At 63.7% G+C, this 17,749-nt stretch carries 22 protein-coding genes; 13 read left to right on the top strand and 9 right to left on the bottom strand.

The annotated features are described in order from the left end of the window. From X750_RS155035 to X750_RS155055, 5 genes are all read left to right on the top strand, one after another. Positions 1–384, top strand: coding sequence for a hypothetical protein (locus X750_RS155035; RefSeq protein WP_023703992.1), 384 nt, complete (start codon positions 1–3; stop codon positions 382–384). A gap of 291 nt (positions 385–675) precedes the next feature. After that, complete coding sequence (locus X750_RS155040) at positions 676–1,248, top strand: rod-binding protein (protein ID WP_023747159.1); 573 nt, start codon at positions 676–678, stop codon at positions 1,246–1,248. Positions 1,249–1,261: 13 nt separating this feature from the next. Then, positions 1,262–1,678: a hypothetical protein gene (locus X750_RS155045; RefSeq protein WP_023747158.1), complete on the top strand. Its 417-nt coding sequence runs from the start codon at positions 1,262–1,264 to the stop codon at positions 1,676–1,678. A gap of 28 nt (positions 1,679–1,706) precedes the next feature. Beyond that, the gene (locus X750_RS155050) at positions 1,707–2,255 is read left to right on the top strand and encodes a hypothetical protein (protein WP_023747157.1); all 549 of its coding nucleotides are present in this window, start codon (positions 1,707–1,709) and stop codon (positions 2,253–2,255) included. 195 nt (positions 2,256–2,450) lie between these two features. Then, positions 2,451–2,735, top strand: a complete 285-nt coding sequence (locus tag X750_RS155055) for an SCP2 sterol-binding domain-containing protein (protein WP_023714024.1) — start codon at positions 2,451–2,453, stop codon at positions 2,733–2,735. 69 nt (positions 2,736–2,804) lie between these two features. Here the strand turns inward: X750_RS155055 and X750_RS155060 are convergent, their stop codons facing one another. Continuing rightward, on the bottom strand, positions 2,805–3,476 hold the full coding sequence (locus X750_RS155060) for an N-acetyltransferase (RefSeq protein ID WP_023747156.1): 672 nt from the start codon (positions 3,474–3,476) through the stop codon (positions 2,805–2,807). A 146-nt stretch (positions 3,477–3,622) separates the two neighbouring features. Continuing rightward, positions 3,623–4,756, bottom strand: a complete 1,134-nt coding sequence (gene odc2 / locus X750_RS155065) for an ornithine/lysine decarboxylase (RefSeq protein ID WP_023747155.1) — start codon at positions 4,754–4,756, stop codon at positions 3,623–3,625. 539 nt (positions 4,757–5,295) lie between these two features. Here odc2 and X750_RS155070 point away from each other — a divergent pair. From X750_RS155070 to X750_RS155085, 4 genes are all read left to right on the top strand, one after another. Continuing rightward, the gene (locus X750_RS155070) at positions 5,296–6,495 is read left to right on the top strand and encodes an amidase (protein WP_023747154.1); all 1,200 of its coding nucleotides are present in this window, start codon (positions 5,296–5,298) and stop codon (positions 6,493–6,495) included. Positions 6,496–6,497: 2 nt separating this feature from the next. Next, complete coding sequence (locus X750_RS155075; protein WP_023703999.1) at positions 6,498–7,397, top strand: LysR family transcriptional regulator; 900 nt, start codon at positions 6,498–6,500, stop codon at positions 7,395–7,397. 89 nt (positions 7,398–7,486) lie between these two features. Next, positions 7,487–8,155 carry a DUF1007 family protein gene (locus X750_RS155080; protein WP_023671926.1) on the top strand — a complete coding sequence of 223 codons (669 nt, stop codon included), beginning with the start codon at positions 7,487–7,489 and terminating at the stop codon, positions 8,153–8,155. Then, a complete protein-coding gene (locus X750_RS155085; RefSeq protein ID WP_023747153.1) occupies positions 8,152–9,336 on the top strand; it encodes a nickel/cobalt transporter in 1,185 nt (394 codons plus the stop codon). The genes X750_RS155080 and X750_RS155085 overlap by 4 nt, the downstream gene beginning before the upstream one ends. A 10-nt stretch (positions 9,337–9,346) precedes the next feature. Here X750_RS155085 and denD read toward each other — a convergent pair whose 3' ends face one another. The 4 genes from denD to X750_RS155105 are packed head-to-tail and all read right to left on the bottom strand — an operon-like array spanning position 9,347 to position 12,280. Continuing rightward, entirely contained in the window at positions 9,347–10,330 is a 984-nt protein-coding gene (gene denD, locus X750_RS155090) for a D-erythronate dehydrogenase (RefSeq protein WP_023747152.1), read from the bottom strand. An 11-nt stretch (positions 10,331–10,341) separates the two neighbouring features. Beyond that, positions 10,342–10,548, bottom strand: coding sequence for a hypothetical protein (locus tag X750_RS155095; RefSeq protein WP_023686390.1), 207 nt, complete (start codon positions 10,546–10,548; stop codon positions 10,342–10,344). A gap of 58 nt (positions 10,549–10,606) precedes the next feature. Next, complete coding sequence (locus X750_RS155100) at positions 10,607–11,578, bottom strand: cation diffusion facilitator family transporter (protein ID WP_023747151.1); 972 nt, start codon at positions 11,576–11,578, stop codon at positions 10,607–10,609. Positions 11,579–11,593: 15 nt separating this feature from the next. Next, entirely contained in the window at positions 11,594–12,280 is a 687-nt protein-coding gene (locus tag X750_RS155105) for a GNAT family protein (RefSeq protein ID WP_023747150.1), read from the bottom strand. Between the two features lie 83 nt (positions 12,281–12,363). Between X750_RS155105 and X750_RS155110 the strand changes: the two genes are divergently transcribed. Then, a complete protein-coding gene (locus X750_RS155110) occupies positions 12,364–13,548 on the top strand; it encodes a pyridoxal phosphate-dependent aminotransferase (protein WP_023747149.1) in 1,185 nt (394 codons plus the stop codon). 12 nt (positions 13,549–13,560) lie between these two features. Here X750_RS155110 and X750_RS155115 read toward each other — a convergent pair whose 3' ends face one another. After that, entirely contained in the window at positions 13,561–14,322 is a 762-nt protein-coding gene (locus X750_RS155115; RefSeq protein WP_023671933.1) for an SDR family oxidoreductase, read from the bottom strand. Between the two features lie 142 nt (positions 14,323–14,464). Here X750_RS155115 and X750_RS1000000167350 point away from each other — a divergent pair, with 142 nt between their 5' ends. After that, complete coding sequence (locus tag X750_RS1000000167350; RefSeq protein ID WP_023710951.1) at positions 14,465–14,587, top strand: hypothetical protein; 123 nt, start codon at positions 14,465–14,467, stop codon at positions 14,585–14,587. A 66-nt stretch (positions 14,588–14,653) separates the two neighbouring features. Here X750_RS1000000167350 and X750_RS155120 read toward each other — a convergent pair whose 3' ends face one another. Continuing rightward, the gene (locus tag X750_RS155120; protein WP_023671935.1) at positions 14,654–15,391 is read right to left on the bottom strand and encodes a tellurite resistance TerB family protein; all 738 of its coding nucleotides are present in this window, start codon (positions 15,389–15,391) and stop codon (positions 14,654–14,656) included. 203 nt (positions 15,392–15,594) lie between these two features. Between X750_RS155120 and X750_RS155125 the strand changes: the two genes are divergently transcribed. Further along, positions 15,595–15,957 (top strand): nuclear transport factor 2 family protein, encoded by a 363-nt coding sequence (locus X750_RS155125; RefSeq protein ID WP_023733472.1) that lies wholly within the window; start codon positions 15,595–15,597, stop codon positions 15,955–15,957. A gap of 23 nt (positions 15,958–15,980) precedes the next feature. Here X750_RS155125 and X750_RS155130 read toward each other — a convergent pair whose 3' ends face one another. Continuing rightward, positions 15,981–16,907, bottom strand: a complete 927-nt coding sequence (locus X750_RS155130; RefSeq protein ID WP_023704004.1) for a rhodanese-related sulfurtransferase — start codon at positions 16,905–16,907, stop codon at positions 15,981–15,983. A gap of 174 nt (positions 16,908–17,081) precedes the next feature. Here X750_RS155130 and X750_RS155135 point away from each other — a divergent pair, with 174 nt between their 5' ends. Next, a complete protein-coding gene (locus tag X750_RS155135) occupies positions 17,082–17,720 on the top strand; it encodes a 2-dehydro-3-deoxy-phosphogluconate aldolase (protein ID WP_023747148.1) in 639 nt (212 codons plus the stop codon). Positions 17,721–17,749 lie beyond the last annotated feature (29 nt).

The raw sequence follows: 17,749 nt of genomic DNA, 5'->3' as shown, positions 1-17,749 counted from the left end.
ATGAGCACGCGCATGGAACGGCTGAAGAAACTGGTCAAGGTGCAGGAGCAGCTGAAGGCCCTGCACGAGACGCGCCATGCGGCCTTCCTGGCGGCGGCCGCAACCGCCGAGACCGAAGCCAGGGAACTTGTCCAGCATTTCGAGGCCGATCAGTCGCTGGCGGTGCTGTTCCCTGACCTCTACCATCGCCGCATCGCCAATGCGCTGGTCCGGCAGGAAGCGAGCCTGGAAAGCGCCAGGCAGGAGATCACGCTCATCGCCACTGCGACGGCGCGCACCAACATGGTCGAGCGCGCCTACAAGGACGTGCGCCGACAGGACGAACGCGAACGCTCCGACCGCGACCGGCTCGATCTGATCGCGCAGAGGCGCGGGCAGGAATAATCGGAAGTTAGAGCCGCGTCACTTGCGGACGGCGTTCGGTTTCGTTCCGTGCGGCGGGCTGTATTGGGTGTACGGCGCCGTGTTCGGCCTCTGCGCCTACGCCACCTACGATCTGACCATGGCGACACCGGCAGCGCCCACCGCAAACGACCAGATCGCATCGACCCAGCCGGACTTGCCGCTGCTGATAGCAATGGCCCAGCATCCGGCGAAGGATTTCAAACCGGCAAGCCTGCCACAAGCTTGTTGCGGCATGGTCGCTCAGGAAACCCGGCAAAGAGGCGGACTTTCTTGGCGATTTCTCCACCCAGCGACATCGTTCTCGATGTTGCCCGAGCCGTCGACCCGACGGATATCGAGGCTGCCCGTGCCGCGCTGGCCAAGCGGGCCAACGGCGTTGGCGGCGCCTTTTTGGTCGACATGGCGGCTTCGGTGGATACCGGCTCGATCTTGTCGCGTGCCACGGCCGACAAGGCCGCGGCAGGCGCCGATCCCGCGGGAAAATTCAAGAAGTTCGAGGCCATGGTCTTGCAGACCTTCATCCAGAACATGCTGCCCAAGGACACAGAGGGCGTCTACGGCAAGGGGCTGGCCGGCGACATGTGGAAATCGCAGCTTGCCGAGCGTGTCGCCGACGTCATGGCCGAGCGCGGAGGGATCGGCATAGCCAAATCGCTGCTCGCCGACCACTACAAGGACGGCAAGCGCACCGTGCCGATCGGCCCGGTGTCAACCGGGCCGCACAAGACCGAGATCGACCAGCAGACCCGGCTGTCCACCTCGCTGGTCGAGGAATTGCAGCGCAAGGCCGCACGGTCGATGACCGGCGACGAGACGACCATCAAAACCGAAATCAAGATCTAGACCAGGATTTTCAATGGCCGATTTTTCAAAATACTCTTCCAACCTGCCGGCGCGTACGTCCGAAGCGCCGATCCCGTTTGCACGGCCGGGCAACATTGCCGCCATCATCGGCCGCATCGAGGAAGCGGTCGAGGAAGAGACGGCCGGTTTGAAGAACGACACCAGCTATGACCTCAAGGCCTCCAACGCCCGCAAGAGCCGCTACCTCTATGAGCTGACCCGCGCCATGAAGGGCGCCAACGAGATCGAATTCCTGGAACAGCATCGCGACAGTCTGGCGCGGCTGCGCCAGAAGCTCGCGAAAAACGAGGCTGCAATCCTCGCCCACCTCAACGCGGTCAACGAAGTCGCCACGCTGTTGAAGAACGCCATTCAGCGCGCCGAAGCCGACGGCACATACTCGGCCGGCGAATTCGGTTGGGCGAGCTGATGATCTCGGCAACAGGCGGGAACAACCGGTGATCAAATTCATCGCCGCCGCGATCTGGATCTGCGCCGCCACGCTTGGCGCGGTGTTCTATTCGTTCCAGGCGGCCGGTGAGCGCGGCGTCGGCGAGACGCCGAAACCGATGCTGGGTGGCCTCGACTACGTCAAGACCGACATCATCTCGGTGCCGCTGATCCGCGATTCCAAGATCGACGGCTATTTCCTCACCAAGCTCGTCTACACGGTCGAGCCGGCCGAGATAAAGAAGATGTCGATCCCGGCCGAAGCGCTGATGACCGATCAGGTCTATTCCTATCTCTACTCCAATCCGCAGATCGACTTCACCAAGAAGGAAACCATCAATCTCGATGCCTTCCGCAAGGCCATACGCGACACCGTCAACGCTCGCGTCGGCGCCGACCTGGTGCATGAAGTGCTGATCGACCAGGTCAACTTCCTGACCAAGGATGAAATCCGCGACAACGCCATGCGCCGCCGCAAGGATCCGGCCACGCCGACCGAACCGGCCCCGGCGGAATCGGCCCAGGCCGAGGCGGCGAAGCCCGCTGCTGAACACTAACCTTCGTCGCAGGGTGAATGTTCTCTGCCGCATTCCTTCCGACTGAAACGAGATGACGCATCGCGCGTTGACGTTTACGTCAACTCGAAGCTATATGCGCCAAGCGACCAGGATCGCGGTACGCGCGAGACAGCGACTTCGGCGGAGGCCGGTCACTGAAGCGCGGCAAAACGCAACGAGACCAGGAGAACAGTCATGAGCGTTCAGGACATTGCCGAGAAGATGAGGTCGCGCGTGGCGAGCGCCGGGTTCGAACATTCCGTGAAGTTCGACACCGGCACCGACGGCGTCATCGTCATCGATGGCGCGACCGTCTCAAACACCGATGCGCCGACCGACTGCACCATCAAGCTGTCGCTCGACGATCTGGATTCGCTGATCGCCGGCGACCTCAATCCGACCATGGCGTTCATGTCCGGCAAGATAAAGGTCGAAGGCGATATGTCGGTCGCCATGGCGCTCAGCCAGCTGATCGGCTGAGCCCTTCGCAAAAACAAAACGCCGCCCTCGCTGAAATGCAAAGGACCGGCGGCGTTTGTTTTTGACCAATCAGGCGGCCAGCGAGAGCCTCTGTGTCTTGAGCTTGCGACCTGCAGCCTTCAGCGTGCCATGCGCGCCGTCGAGCGCACCATCGATCAGTTCCAGCGCGAGCAGGCGGTGCCGCTCGTACGGACCAGGCATGGCTAGCGCGCCAGTCTTCTCCGCCGAAAAGCCGAAGCGACCGTAATAAGGCGCATCGCCGACCAGCAGCACCGCGGCATGGCCGAGACGCGCGGCCTCGGCCAAAGCATGGCGCATCAGCGCCGAGCCGATGCCGGCGTTCTTCAGCGCCGGATCGACGGCGAGCGGTCCGAGCAGAAGTGCTCCCGGGCCGCCCTCGCCCAGACGTACGTCCCACAGCCGCACCGTGCCGGCAACCGCGCCGGCGGCATCCCGCACGACAAAAGCGAGACCTTCGGAAGGCCGGCGCCCACGCCGCAGCTTCTCCGACGATTTCTTGCGCCGCATCGGCCCCATAGCGCGATCGAGCAACGCTTCACGCAATGCAATGTCTGCCGCAGTTTCGGCGACGATGGGAATGGCGCGGGCACTCTCCCCCCTCGAGGGGGAGATGTCGCCGAAGGCGACAGAGGGGGTCGGCACGACCTGACGCGACACCGCGTCGTGGACGAGGGATGCCGGCGCTTCACGCGAGACGACCCCCTCTGGCCTGCCTGCCATCTCCCCGTCAAGGGGGGAGATTCCCACGGCACCATCAATGTAATTTACAATGTCCATTTCCGCGATCCTTCACGAGCGGAGCTTGTTCCAAGGCGAACCCGAGCGGACGCAAACGTCCGCCTGGGGTGATCTGAAGGCCGAAGCCGTCAGATCACGTAGGATCGGAGAGGCTCGAAGCCGTTGAAGGCGACCGCCGAGTAGGTGGTTGTGTAGGCGCCGGTGCCTTCGATCAGCACATCGTCGCCGATGGTCAGCGACAGAGGCAGCGGATACGGCGTCTTCTCGTACATCACGTCGGCCGAATCGCAGGTCGGGCCGGCGAGCACGCAAGGTGCGGTCTCCGAACCGTCATGGCGGGTGACGATCGGATAGCGGATCGCCTCGTCCATCGTCTCGGCCAGACCGCCGAACTTGCCGATGTCGAGGAACACCCAGCGCACATTGTCGTTTTCGGCCTTCTTCGAGATCAGCACGACTTCCGACTTGATGACGCCGGCATTGCCGACCATGCCGCGACCCGGCTCGATGATGGTCTCAGGGATCGCATTGCCGAAATGCTTGCGCAGCGCCGAGAAGATGGCCTGGCCGTAAGCCTGGGCCGCCGGCACATCACGCAGATAGCGCGTCGGGAAACCGCCGCCCATATTGACCATCTTCAGGACGATGCCTTCGTCGGCGAGCGTGGCGAACACCTTCTTGGCGTCGGCCAGCGCACGGTCCCACGCCGTCAGGTCGGTCTGCTGCGAGCCGACATGGAACGACACGCCATAGGGGTCGAGGCCGAGCGTCCTGGCATGGCGCAGCACGTCGACGGCCATCGCAGGCACGCAGCCGAACTTGCGCGACAGCGGCCACTCGGCGCCTTCGCCGTCGGTCAAAACGCGGCAGAACACGCGCGCGCCGGGAGCGACGCGGGCGATCTTGTCGACCTCCTCGACGCAGTCGACGGCAAACAGCCGAATGCCGAGCTGGTAGGCGCGTGCAATGTCACGCTCCTTCTTGATGGTGTTGCCGAAGGAGATGCGGTCCGCCGGCGCACCGGCGTCCATCGCCATCTCGACCTCGGCAACGGAAGCGGTGTCGAAGGACGAGCCCATCGCAGCAAGCAGGCGCAGGATCTCCGGCGCAGGGTTTGCTTTCACCGCATAGTAGATTCTGGAATCGGGCAGCGCCTTCTCGAAGGCACGGAAATTGTCGCGCACGACATCGAGGTCGACGACGAGGCAGGGGCCGGACGGACGTCGGGTGGCGAGGAAGTCGAGGATGCGCTGGGTGGCCATCGGGGTCTCTCCATTAACGCCTTGCGGCGCGCAATAAGGCTGCGGGACGGGCTTTCGGCCTCGCGAACACGCGGTCAAACAAAGGCGGGACGGAAATCCATGGAACCAGCCGGTGGAGACCCCGGAACCATGAAACGCCGTCTCGCGGCGGTGAACCTTGGCCTTGCCCGGCCTCGGTTCGCTTTGTCTGCCTTGGCTTGGATGGGAGACCCGTCCGCACTACCGGCAATGAAGGTGTGCCTCTTCAGTAACCCCGGTCTTTGGACGACCGGCAGAACACCAGAAAGGCCCGCACCGTCGTTGCTTCAAGGTGTCCTCGGGCTGGCGGTTGGCCGCTAGACCGACTGGAGGGGTTAGCTCCAGTTACCTTACCGATTTCCCTCACCATTCGAGGATCGGCGGACACCCACAGGCACGTGCGACTTTGGGCAAGCGCGATATAAGATCGAAAGATTTCACAATCAATAAAAATCGTACTCCAGGTTGTAAAATTTCCGGCATCGAACAATGCTGGGCCTACTATATACGGATATCGAACGATGCCAGGCACGCACGGCCCGCTCAACGCCCTTCTCGACCTGCGTCGAATGCCGGTGGCCAATGCGGAACTTGGGCCACTGGCCGGGCTGCGCCTGGCTGTGAAGGACATTTACGACGTCGCCGGCTACCGCACCGGTTGCGGCAATCCGGTGAAGTTCGCCGAGTCCCACGCCGCGTCCAGCACGGCACCGGCCGTGCAGATGATTCTCGACGCCGGCGCGCGTTTCATCGGCAAGACGCAGACCGACGAGTTCGCTTTCTCGCTGATGGGCCAGAACGCGCATTTTCCGTTTCCGGTGAACCCGGCCGCTCCCGATCGCGTCACCGGCGGCTCGTCCTCCGGATCGGCGGCGGCGGTGGCCGGCAAGCTTGCCGATATCGCCACCGGCTCCGACACCGGCGGCTCGATCCGCGCCCCGGCGAGCTTTTGCGGATTGATCGGGCTGCGCACCACGCATGGCCGCATTTCGCTCGAAGGCACGATGAAGCTGGCGCCGAGCTTCGACACATTCGGCTGGTTCGCCGACGACATCGAGACCTATGAGACGATCGGCAAGCTGTTGCTTGGCCGCGACCCGCATCAGCATCCGCTCAACCGGCCGCTTTCGATCCGCTGGCTGGACGCTTTCGTGGCCGGCCCCGCCGAGGCAGCCGAATATGCCAGGATGAGAGCGCTGGCCGCCAGTCTTGTCGGTGAGCCGGCGCCGGTAGAGTACAGCTTCGCCTCCTTCCCCGACGAGCTCTACTGGTGCTTTCGCCGCCTCCAGGCCGCCGAGGCCTGGCAGCAGCATGGCGCCTGGATCATTTCGGACGAGCGCGATCTCGGGCCGGGCGTCGAGGAGCGCTTTGGTTTCGGCCGGACAATCGACGAAAAGACCGCGCGGGCCGAGGCGGTGCGCCGCTTGACGTTCCGCTCCGAGCTAGCCGCGCTGCTCGGCCAGGACGGGTTTCTTGTCCTGCCTACCGTTCCAGGCCCCGCACCTCTGGTCAAAAGCGAGCCGCAGCAGCTCCAGGCCTACCGCGAAAGGGCCTTGCATCTTTTGTGCCTTTCGGGTCTTTCAGGCTTTCCGCAAATCACCCTGCCGCTGGGCTCGGTTGACGGCGCCCCTTTCGGCCTCTCGCTGCTCGGTCCTCCCGGCAGCGACATTGCCCTGATACGGCTCGGCCGGCGAATTCTCGATGCGGCACGAAAGGCTTGATGATGGATACACTGACCCGCATGCGCGCCTTCATCGACGTCGTCGAGGCCGAAGGCTTTTCGGCGGCCGCGCGCAAGATCGGTCGCTCCAAGGCGCTGCTGTCGAAATATGTGCGCGAACTCGAAGACGAACTCGGCGCGCTGCTGCTCAACCGCACCACGCGGCAGTTCTCGTTGACTGAGGCCGGCCATACCTATTACAGCCGCGCTTCGGAAATCGTGCGCGAGGTCGACAGCCTAGCCGACGCCGTGCGCGAATCCTCCGGCGACGTGCGCGGCAGGATCAAGCTCTCCGCGGCGCGCACCTTCGCCGACGCGCCGATAGGCCAGTCGCTCATCGACTTCGCCAGACAGCATCCCGACATCGTGCTCGACATCCATCTCGACGACCGTTTTGTCGATCTGGTCGAGGAAGGTTTCGATCTTGCCGTGCGCATCTCGCGCCTGGAGAACTCATCGCTGATCGCCCGCCGCCTGGGGCCGTTTTCGATCAAGCTTTGCGCCTCGCCGGAGCTGATCGCCAAGCACGGCAAGCCGACGCGCCCGCAGGATCTCGCCAACTTGCCCTGCATCGTCGACACCAATGGCCGCTCGCTCGCCAACTGGCGCTTCAGGGGCGATGGCGAGGAGTCTGTCAGTGTCAACGTATCGGGTCCGATCGAGGTCAACAGCCCGATGGCCGCGCGAGCCGCCGCCGTGTCCGGTCTGGGCTTCACCATCCTGCCGGATTTCATCGCCGCGCCCGACCTCGCATCCGGGCTGCTGGTGTCGTTGCTCGACGACCGCATCCAGTCGGGCAGCGGCATTTTCGCCGTCTACCCGCACCGTCGCTATCTGCCGGCCAAGGTCCGTGTCTTCGTCGATTTCCTGGTGCAATGGTTCAAGAACCGCGAGAGCGCTTGAGCCGGTCCTGCCGTGCCGCGGTCCCAATTTCGCCCCGTTTCTGGTAACCTCTCGAAATCTCTCCGAGGCCGATGGAACAGCGACCGAGAATGCATCTGAAACGGCACGCAATCATGCTGGCTTCGGCCCTGGCGACGACTTTTGCCTCCGTCGGAGCGGCTGGCGCGCATCCTCATGTCTTCGCCGAGGCCCGCCTCGACGTGATCCTCTCGCCGGATCACCAAAGTGTGAAAGCGCTGCGTCACCTCTGGCGTTTCGATGATCTGTTTTCGAGTACGGTGATGATGGAGTTCGACAAGAACTCCGACCTGAAGCTTGACGACAAGGAGCTGAAGGATGTCGCCGACACAGTTCATGCCTCGCTGGCCGAATTCAACTATTTCCAGCTCGTCACCGTCGACGGCAAGGACGTGCCTATGACGCCGCCACCGCATCTGATGGCCAATTTCGACAACGACCAGTTGATCATCCTGTTCGAATCCGAACCCAAGGTGCCGATCAAGCTCGCCGGCAAGATCGATTTCGGCGTCTACGATCCAACCTTCTACACAGCGATCGACTTCACCGAGGATAGCAACATCACGGTGGAAGGCCTGCCCTCGAACTGCACCAAGAGCGTCATCCGGCCTGATCCAGACGAGGCGATCAAGGAAAACCAGAAGACCCTGACGGACGCGTTCTTCAACGACCCGACAGGCACCGACATGAGCAAGATCTTCGCCACCAAGCTCGAACTGAATTGCCCGCCAGAAGGATAGATCCGGTGATGAAACCGTCCCTGCGTTTGGCATTCGGCCTCGTGGCCGCTGCCCTGCTGATGACGCACTTTCTCGGGCAGGCCCATGCCCAGAGCTCACTCGGCATCGGTGTCAATGACGGCATGGCGCCCACCACCGGCCCGTTCGCCCACATCCTGATGTGGATCAATCTGCGCCAGCAGGAATTCTACCGCGCATTGGCCACGGCGATGAAAGCAATGCGCGAGGACGGCAGCAAGATGTGGCTGCTGATCGGCCTGTCCTTCGCCTACGGCATTTTCCACGCCGCCGGCCCCGGCCACGGCAAGGCGGTGATCTCGTCCTACATGGTGGCCAATGAAGTGGCGCTCAGGCGCGGTATCCTGCTGTCCTTCGTCTCGGCGCTGCTGCAGGGCCTGACCGCGATCCTGGTGATGCTGCTTGCCTATTTCGTCCTGCGCGGCACCGCCATCTCGATGACCGACGCAGCCTGGTTCATGGAGATCATGAGCTATGTCTTCGTCACTTTGTTCGGCGCCTGGCTGCTGTGGCGCAAGCTCGGGCCTACGGTCCTGCGCTGGTTCGGCAAGGCGCCCGCCTACAGCCTGTCGGCAGCCCACGCCGGTCATTCCCATGGCGGCCATTCACATGCCGCTCACAGCCACGCGGCGCATGCGCATTCGCATGCCTTGCATGTGCATCACGACCATTCGCATGATCATCACGATCACGCTGCGCACGACCACGACACACACGATCATTCCCATCACGACCACGCTCATCACGATCACGCCGCCCACGATCACCCAGCCGGCGAAGTCTGTGGTACGTGCGGCCACTCACATGCGCCCGATCCGGCGCTGCTGTCGGGCGACCGCTTCGACTGGCGCACGGCCTGGTCGGCAGTAGCCGCCGTCGGCATCCGCCCCTGCTCCGGCGCGCTGATTGTGCTGAGCTTCGCTTTGCTCAACGGCCTGTGGCTCGGCGGCCTGCTCTCGGTGCTGGCGATGTCGATTGGAACCGCCATCACAGTCTCGGCGCTGGCAACGATCGCAGTCACCGCCAAGAACTGGGCGGTCTATTTCGCCGGCGATGGCCGCATGGGCAACCGCATTCACACATTCGTCGAGATCGGCGGCGCCGCCTTCGTCTTCCTGTTCGGACTGTTGCTGTTGTCGGCGAGCCTGTCCGGAACTGTATGACCTCGGCGGGTCAGGCCTGACCCGCGATCTTTCCGCCCAGCTCATCCTCGATATGCGCGCGGATGATTTCATCGAAACTTTTTTCGGCGCTGAAGCCGAGGTCTCTTGACCGTCGCGCCTCGAAGCGCGTCGGCCAACCCTTGACGATCGCCCAGATCGTCTCGTCGGGCTCCTCACGGATCAGGCTCGCCACCTTGGTGCCCGCTATGCGTTCCAGCGCCTCGATCTGCTCGCCGACGGTGACGGCAACGCCCGGCATGGTGAGGTTGCGGCGTGGCCCGACGGCGGCACTGTCGATCCCGGCGGCATGGATCAGGAAGTTCACCGCCGAGCGCGGGCTGGCATGGGTGTGCAGCACCGAGCGCGGCACTGGCAGGATGGCCTCATGGCCGCTCAGCGGCTCGCGGATGATGCCGGAGAAGAACCCTGACGCCGCCTTGTTCGGCTTGCCGGGCCGCACGCAAATGGTCGGCAGCCTTATGCCGATGCCGTCGAAGAAGCCGCGCCTGGAATAGTCGGCCAGCAGCGCTTCGCTCATCTGCTTCTGCGTGCCGTAGGAGGTCAGCGGCGTCGGATGGAAGTCGTCCGGGATGACATCGGGGAACGGCGCGCCGAACACCGCGATCGACGAGGTGAAGACCAGACGCGGCGAAAAGCCCGCCAGCCGGACCGCATCGAACAGAGCCCGTGTGCCGTCGAGATTGACGCGGTAGCCGAGATCGAAATTCGCCTCCGCCTCGCCCGACACGATGCCGGCGAGATGGAACATGACGTCGGGGCGTGAGGCGACCAGGCTCTCGGCAGCACCGGCGTCGGCAAGGTCGCCCGTATGCGTGGCGATGCTGACGCCATCCATCGCCGGCGCCTGCGGCGGCACGATGTCGTGCAGGTCGAGCCCGGTGATCTTGCGGCCGTTGAGCGTGCCGTCCTTGGCCAGCCGGTCGACAAGTTTGCGGCCGACCATGCCGGCGGCGCCAGTAATCAGGATGCGCATTTCAAAGCCTCTTATTTGCCCTTGTTCTGGCTGCGGCCCCGCAACCAGAACACCAGAAAGAATGCCAGCACGAAGGCGATGCCGACGATGCCGGCAAGTACGGTCGAGACATTGCCGACGGCCAGCATCACGGTCGGCAGATAGAACGCCGCGATGCCGAACAGCAGCATGATCCAGGCTGCGGCAATCAGCGCGTTTCGCGTGTCGCGATCCATCATGCCGTCCCGCCACAGCGGGAACTCGTCAACTCGGATGCCAATGCCATGAAATTCCCTGTCAGTGATAATGGCCGTGATGCGGTGGCGCACCATGGTCGTGGTCATGATCGTGCTCGTCATGGCTGTCGGCGCACTGGCCGAATTCCGGTTCGACCGTCGCGTGGCTGATGCCGTGTTCGGCGGCGAGCCGCTTCTTGATGGCGCTGACCGCCTGGTGCGGATCGACGCCATCGTTGAGGCAGGCATGCAGCGTCGCCATGTTGCTGGAGCCGTCCAGCGACCAGACATGCATGTGATGCACTTCGCGCACGCCCTTGACGGTGCCGGCAATGTCCTTGGCGATGAGGTCGCGGTCGAGGCTTGCCGGTACGCCTTCGAGAAGGACGTGGGCGGCTTCGCGCATCAGCGACCACGCGGTGGACAGGATCAGCAGGGAGACCAGCACCGACAGGATCGGATCGATCGGCGTCCAGCCGGTGGCCAGTATGACCAGCGCCGCCACGATCGCCGCCGCCGAGCCGAGCAGGTCGCCCAGCACATGCAGGATGGCGCCGCGCATGTTGAGGCTGTCGCGGTCGCCGCCATGCAGCACGAAGAACGAGGCGAAGTTTACCAGAAGGCCGGCGATCGCCACCACCAGCATCGGCCCGCCCAGCACCGGCGCCGGCGTCATCAGCCGGCCCCAGGCTTCGTAGACGATCCACAACGCAATGGCGAAGATGGCGATGCCGTTGGTGTAGGCGACCAGCGTCTTGACCCGGCCGAAGCCATAGGTCAGGCGCACTGTCGCCGGCCTTCCGCCAAGATGGAAGGCGTACCAAGCAAGGCCAAGCGCGATCGAGTCGGCGAGCATGTGGCCGGCGTCGGCCAGCAGCGCCAGCGATCCCGTCAAAACGCCGCCAAGCACTTCGGCAACCATGAAGCCGGCGGTCAGGCAGGCTGCGATCAGCACGCGTTTCTTGTCGGTCGAGCCATGCACATGGCCGGCGCCATGCCCAGCATGCGAACCATGATCATGGCTGTGCGCCATCGAAAAAAACTCCTGTTACGCGCCGAACTCGGCGCGGAAATCCTCGAGCCGCCGCTTCTGCCGGCCTTCGCCATCGAAATTGGCGGGATCGAGCCATGCCTCATAGGCTTTGCGCAGCGCCGGCCATTCCTTGTCGATGATCGAGTACCATGCCGTATCGCGGTTTTCACCCTTGACCACAAGATGCTGGCGGAAAATGCCCTCGAACTTGAAGCCGAACCGCTCCGCAGCGCGCTTCGAAGGGTCGTTGCGGTTGTTGCATTTCCACTCGTAGCGGCGATAGCCGAGCCCGTCGAAAATGTACTTCATGAACAGGAACTGCGCTTCGGTCGCTGCCGGCTTGCGCGAGATCAGCGGCCCCCAATAGATGTTGCCGATCTCAATGACGCCATAGGTGGGATCGATGCGCATCAGCGTCTGTCGCCCCGCGACCCTGCCGCTGGCCTTGTCGATGACGGTGAAGAACAGCGGATCCTCGCTCGCCTCGACCTTATCCAGCCATGGCTGGAAATCGGCGCGGGTTTGCGGCGGATAGTCGGGCAGCCAAGCAAAGCGGCCGTCAATGTCAGGCACCGACGACGCCTCGTAAAGGCCGTCGCCATGCTTTTCGGCGCTCAGCGGTTCGAGCCGGACATAGCGGCCGTCAATGGGCTTGCGCTCGGGCCGCGGACGCGCTTGCCAATCTTTGAGATTTTCCGACACGCAAAACTCCAATCCGTTTGACTTTTGTGAGCAGACGCTCACAAAAACGCGACCTAACAGCAAGAACCACACGGACGGGAAAAATGCTCCACACGATTTCGGCCTTCGACCGCCTCGGCGAGGAAAACGCCTTTGCCGTGCTGGCGCGGGCGACCGCACTGGCTCAACAGGGCCGCGATATCGTCAATCTCGGCATCGGCCAGCCCGACTTCAAAACGCCGCAGCACATTGTCGACGCAGCGATCAAGGCGCTGCGCGACGGTCACCATGGCTACACCCCGGCCAACGGCCTGCTGGCGACGCGCGAAGCGGTGGTGCGGCGCACGCTGGCCACCACCGGCGTCGAGGTCTCGCCGGAAAATGTGATGATCCTGCCCGGCGGCAAGCCGACCATGTTCGCGGCGATCCTGATGTTCGGCGAACCCGGCGCCGAGATCCTCTATCCCGACCCTGGCTTTCCCATCTATCGCTCGATGATCGAGTTCACCGGCGCCGCGCCCATTCCGGTGCCGATCCGCGAAGAGAACGGCTTTGCCTTCTCGGCCGAGGAGACGCTGGGGCTGATCACCTCGAAGACGAGGCTGCTAATCCTCAACTCACCGGCCAACCCGACCGGCGGCGTCACGCCGCGCGCCGAGATCGAGAAGCTGGTGGAGGGGCTGCAAGCGCATCCGCAGGTCGCTATCCTCTCCGACGAAATCTACGACGTCATGACCTATGACGGCGAGACGCATTTTTCGCTGCTCAATTTTCCGGAAATTCGCGACCGGCTGATCGTGCTCAACGGCTGGTCGAAGACATGGGCGATGACCGGCTGGCGCATGGGCTGGTCGATCTGGCCGAATGGCGACAAGGGCGCGCATCTCTACGACAAGGTGCGCAAGCTGGCGGTCAATTGCTGGTCCTGCGTCAACGCGCCGAGCCAGTTCGCCGGCATCGCCGCGGTCGACGGCCCGCAGGACGATGTCGACAAGATGATGCGCGCCTTCGACAACCGCAGGAAGATCGTGGTCGAGGGGCTGAACGCGCTGCCGGGCGTCTCCTGCATCACGCCCAAGGGCGCATTCTATGCCTTCCCGAATGTTTCGAAGACCGGCTGGAAGGCCAAGAAGCTCGCCTCGGCACTGCTCGAGGAGGCCGGCGTGGCGCTGATCGGCGGCCCCGATTTCGGCATTCTCGGCGAAGGCTACATCAGGCTCTCCTACGCCAATTCCGAAGAGAACATCTTGCGCGCGCTGGAGCGGATCGAGTCGTTTTTGAAGAGGTAGGCCTTCGGCTCTTCACCCACGCCCCACGAACGGCATCTTGGTCGCCATCACCGTCATGAACAGCACATTGGCATCGAGCGGCAGGCTGGCCATGTGGACGACGGCGTCGGCGACGCGCTGGACGTCCATCACCGCTTCGGCGGCGATGGTGCCATTGGCCTGCGGCACGCCGACCGTCATTGCGTGCGCCATATCGGTCAGCGCGTTGCCTATGTCGATCTGGCCGCAGGCGATGTCATAGGGCCGGCCGTCGAGCGCCAGCGTCTTGGTCAGCCCCGATATGGCATGCTTGGTCGCGGTGTAGGGGACCGAGCCCGGCCGTGGCGCATAGGCCGACACAGAGCCATTGTTGATGATGCGGCCGCCCATTGGCTTTTGCTTGCGCATGACGCCGAAGGCGGCGCGGGCGCATAGGAACGATCCGGTGAGATTGACGCCGACAATATCGTTCCAGACCTCGACCGGGATCTCGTCGATCGGCGTCGACTTGTAGCTCATGCCGGCATTGTTGAAGAGCAGGTCGACGCGGCCGAAGGCTGCGGCCACCGTCTCGAACAGATCATCGACTTCGCCGGCCTTGCTGATGTCGCAGGCAACTGCCAGCGCCTTGGCGTCCGCTTTCCCGGCTTCGGTAATGGCGGCGTCGAGCACCGCTTTGCGGCGGCCGCAAAACACCGTGTTCCAGCCCGCCTTGAGCAGCGCCGTGGCGACGCTCTTGCCGATGCCGGTGCCGGCGCCGGTGACGATGGCGGTTTTCTCTGTGAGGGCTGTCATGGATTTCGCTCCTGCGCGCCGCGCATCCCGGCAACAGATCGGGGTGCATCCGAATGCACCGACCCATCGCAAATGACGGGGATCATGGCAAGCCGGACACTGTGCATGTCGCTCAAAGTGGCCCCGGTTGTGAGAGAACGACATGCATCAGGACAAAAACATGAAGCGCGACGCACTTTATGTGATCGGTCCAACAAAAAGGGCGGTCATTGGCGACCGCCCTGATCTGAACCGGGCTTGGGAGGAGGAAAGCCGATCCGACTGACTAAAATCATGCGCTTCCTCGGTAAACGAGACGTTAACGCATTTTTTCCGGCCTCGGCTGCGTTGTCTACCAGCGCGGATTCGGCGCCGTGCCTGACGGAACCGGCACCTTGGCCGCCGACACCGTAGCCTCGACATGATCGACGAGCGCATCCGGCAGGCCGAGCCGGCCGGCGAGCAGGTCGAGATAGCCGCGTTCGGCGCGCGTATCGGGGTCGATCGTCAGTCGCGACGCCGTGTAGAGCTCGAGCCTCTGCTCATCGGTCTTGGCGCCTGCGACCAGCGTATCGAGGTCGAGCGGGCTATCCAACTCGGCCATCAGAAACTTTTCCGCTTCCGTGCCGATGCCGGCCAGACTGAGCTTGCCGGCGATCTTTTGGCGTTCCGCGTCATCGACATGGCCATCGGCCTTGGCCGCCGAGATCATCGCCCGCACAAGGGTCAGCGTGAACTCGTCCTCCCCCTGTGGCGCCTGTGAAGGATGAAAGCCGGTGTCGGCGGGCGGCGGCAGCAATTCCGGCTGGCCGGCCGCCGGCGCCTGCTCGGGTGCATTGCCGGCCTTGTAATTCTGGTAGGCCTTGTAGGCGAGACCGCCGATCGCAGCCAGTCCGCCGAGCTTCACGGCCGTGCCGGTGACCTGCCGTCCCGTGCCGGTTCCAAGCAGCACCGCGGCCAGCGCACCGGCGGCCAGCGGATTGTCCTTGGCCATCTGCACAGCCTGCCCGGCCTTGTCGCGAACGGTGCCGGTTGTGCCGGGAACTTGCGAGCCGAGCAGATCGTCGAGAAGCTTCTTGGGGTCGAACATGGTGCCTCCAGAAAAGGGCCCGCGCCAACGTGGACGGGCAGGTTTTGGACGTTGCAGACGTAGGTCCCGATTGTTGACATTACAATGACGGACCGGCGCTTTGCTATCGGCGCCGGCAATGCCGCAAATCAAATTCGATGTGTCGAAACCCGCCTCGGCTTCGGTTAGTGTCGCCGCAACGTCGGCGAGGGAGGAGTTTTGCCGTGACCGATCAGCCAGACCGCGACCAAGCACGAGATCCCCAGGATCTGGAGCGCCTGCTAATTGATCGGCAATGGGCGGGAGACATTGAGGGCATGGTAGCGCTGTTCGAACCCGATGCCGTCATCGACACCGGAGCAGCCGAATTGACGCGTGGCCATGAGGCGATCCGCGCTTTGTTCGAAGCCTTTGCCGCGAGCTGGCGAAAATTCCAGCGCGGCGAGCAGCGCCCGGCGGCCATTAACGGCGAACTCGCGTTGACGTCGACCAGGCTTGCCGACGGCTCGATAACCTCAGAGGTCGCGCGCCGGCAGGCCGACGGCACATGGCTGTGGGTGATCGACCGCTATTCTGTCGTGTGGTGATCCAGTCAGGGCGTCGGCGGCACTTAACTGCCGATATGTCCCCTGCCCTGCGCCTGCGCAAGTTCGACCTGGCGCTGGCGCTCGGCATAGCGGGTGCGATCCTCATCCGAGCGTGCCTCGTAGCAATGCGGGCATGACACGCCGGTGGAAAAATGCGGCGACAGCCGGTTCTCCGGCGTCAGCGGATGCCGGCAGGCGCGGCAGAGTTCGGCCTCGCCTTCGGTCAACCCATGCGACACCGAGACCCGCTCGTCGAAGACGAAACACTCGCCCTGCCACAGGCTGTCTTCGGCCGGCACCTCTTCGAGATATCTGAGGATGCCGCCCTTGAGATGGAACACATCCTCGAAGCCGAGCGACTTCACATAGGCCGTCGCCTTTTCGCAGCGGATGCCGCCGGTGCAGAACATCGCAACCTTGCGGCCGTCGAGTTGGTCGCGGTGTTTTTCCACCCAGGCCGGGAATTCGCGAAAGCTCGACGTGCGCGGGTCCACCGCGCCCTCGAACGTGCCGATCGACACTTCGTACGCGTTGCGTGTGTCGATGACGATGGTGCCGGGGTCCGAGATCAGCGCGTTCCAGTCGGCCGGCGCGACATAGGTCCCCGCACCCGTCGCCGGGTCGAGGTCTTCGACGCCCATGGTGACGATCTCGCGCTTCAGCCGCACCTTCATGCGATGGAACGGCATTTCGGCGGCAGTGCTGTATTTGACCTCGAGATCGGCAAGACCCTCGATGGCCTCGAGATAAGCGATCAGGTCGGCTATGTCGGTTTCGCTGCCGGCGACCGTGCCGTTAATGCCCTCCTGCGCCAGAAGCAGCGTGCCCTTGATGCCGCGCCCGCAGCAGAAGGCGGCAAGCGGCGTGCGCAAGACCCGCAGCGCGTCGAAGTCGCCCAGCCTCGCAAATTTGTAGAGCGCGGCGACGCGCACGGGTTCATGGTTGGTCATCGCCAAGCCACTAGACCGTGGTCAAAGCGGATTCAAGGCAGAGCTAAAGACACTTCGTCGGTATTCGCCCGCAGGCTCGTTGGCCGACATGTGACATCGCGGCAGGCCGGGTTTCGTGGACTCGGAATCGGCCTTCTGCTAATCGGTTGAAATCACCCAGGGAGAGAAAAGCCAATGCCCAGCAAGACCGAAAAGCTCCTGTCGCTGCTCAATGGCCAGCCGGTCATTCCGGTGCTGAAGATCGCCAATGTCGCGGACGCCGTCCCGCTCGCCCGGGCGCTGGCCGCCGGCGGCCTGCCGGCGATCGAGATCACGTTGAGAACCGCCGATGCGCTGGAAGCGATCCGCCGCGTGGCCGGTGAGGTCGAGGGCGCCATTGTCGGCGCCGGCACAATTCTCGATGCCAAGCAGTTCGACCAGGCAGCGGCGGCTGGCTCGAAGTTCATCGTCAGCCCCGGCATCACGCGCGAGTTGCTGGCGGCGGCCAAGGACAGCGACGTTCCCTTGCTGCCCGGCGCCATCACGCCCGGCGAGATCATGGCTGCCCGCGAGGCCGGCCTGCGGTTCCTGAAATTCTTCCCGGCCGAACAATCCGGCGGCATCGCCTCGCTGAAGGCCTTTGCCTCGCCGCTGGCCGACGTGAAATTCTGCCCGACCGGCGGCATCTCGGCCAAGAACGCCGCCGACTATCTCAGCCTGTCCAACGTTATCTGCGTCGGCGGCTCGTGGGTGGCGCCGGACGAGTTGGTCAAGGCCGGCAAGTGGGATGAGATCGAGGCGCTCGCACAGACCGCGAGCAAGCTCGGAAAATAACCTCCGCTACTTTATCTTTGCGCAATCCC

The organism is Mesorhizobium sp. LNJC391B00 (assembly GCF_000502535.1).
Classification (GTDB): Bacteria; Pseudomonadota; Alphaproteobacteria; order Rhizobiales; family Rhizobiaceae; genus Mesorhizobium.
The sequence above is the reverse complement of the archived record's forward strand: the minus strand, read 5'-3'. Positions and strand labels throughout refer to the sequence as shown.

Bases quoted from the DNA above. Each gene is read 5' to 3' on its own strand.
- X750_RS155115 (WP_023671933.1), bottom strand. From the start codon at position 14,322: ATGACAGCCCTCACAGAGAAAACCGCCATCGTCACCGGCGCCGGCACC.
- X750_RS155095 (WP_023686390.1), bottom strand. From the start codon at position 10,548: ATGATGGATCGCGACACGCGAAACGCGCTGATTGCCGCAGCCTGGATC.
- X750_RS155120 (WP_023671935.1), bottom strand. From the start codon at position 15,391: ATGTTCGACCCCAAGAAGCTTCTCGACGATCTGCTCGGCTCGCAAGTT.
- X750_RS1000000167350 (WP_023710951.1), top strand. From the start codon at position 14,465: ATGCATCAGGACAAAAACATGAAGCGCGACGCACTTTATGTGATCGGT.
- X750_RS155035 (WP_023703992.1), top strand. From the start codon at position 1: ATGAGCACGCGCATGGAACGGCTGAAGAAACTGGTCAAGGTGCAGGAG.
- X750_RS155075 (WP_023703999.1), top strand. From the start codon at position 6,498: ATGGATACACTGACCCGCATGCGCGCCTTCATCGACGTCGTCGAGGCC.
- X750_RS155100 (WP_023747151.1), bottom strand. From the start codon at position 11,578: ATGGCGCACAGCCATGATCATGGTTCGCATGCTGGGCATGGCGCCGGC.
- X750_RS155110 (WP_023747149.1), top strand. From the start codon at position 12,364: ATGCTCCACACGATTTCGGCCTTCGACCGCCTCGGCGAGGAAAACGCC.
- X750_RS155070 (WP_023747154.1), top strand. From the start codon at position 5,296: ATGCCAGGCACGCACGGCCCGCTCAACGCCCTTCTCGACCTGCGTCGA.
- X750_RS155060 (WP_023747156.1), bottom strand. From the start codon at position 3,476: ATGGCAGGCAGGCCAGAGGGGGTCGTCTCGCGTGAAGCGCCGGCATCC.
- X750_RS155080 (WP_023671926.1), top strand. From the start codon at position 7,487: ATGCATCTGAAACGGCACGCAATCATGCTGGCTTCGGCCCTGGCGACG.
- X750_RS155130 (WP_023704004.1), bottom strand. From the start codon at position 16,907: ATGACCAACCATGAACCCGTGCGCGTCGCCGCGCTCTACAAATTTGCG.
- X750_RS155055 (WP_023714024.1), top strand. From the start codon at position 2,451: ATGAGCGTTCAGGACATTGCCGAGAAGATGAGGTCGCGCGTGGCGAGC.
- X750_RS155045 (WP_023747158.1), top strand. From the start codon at position 1,262: ATGGCCGATTTTTCAAAATACTCTTCCAACCTGCCGGCGCGTACGTCC.
- odc2 (WP_023747155.1), bottom strand. From the start codon at position 4,756: ATGGCCACCCAGCGCATCCTCGACTTCCTCGCCACCCGACGTCCGTCC.
- X750_RS155135 (WP_023747148.1), top strand. From the start codon at position 17,082: ATGCCCAGCAAGACCGAAAAGCTCCTGTCGCTGCTCAATGGCCAGCCG.
- denD (WP_023747152.1), bottom strand. From the start codon at position 10,330: ATGCGCATCCTGATTACTGGCGCCGCCGGCATGGTCGGCCGCAAACTT.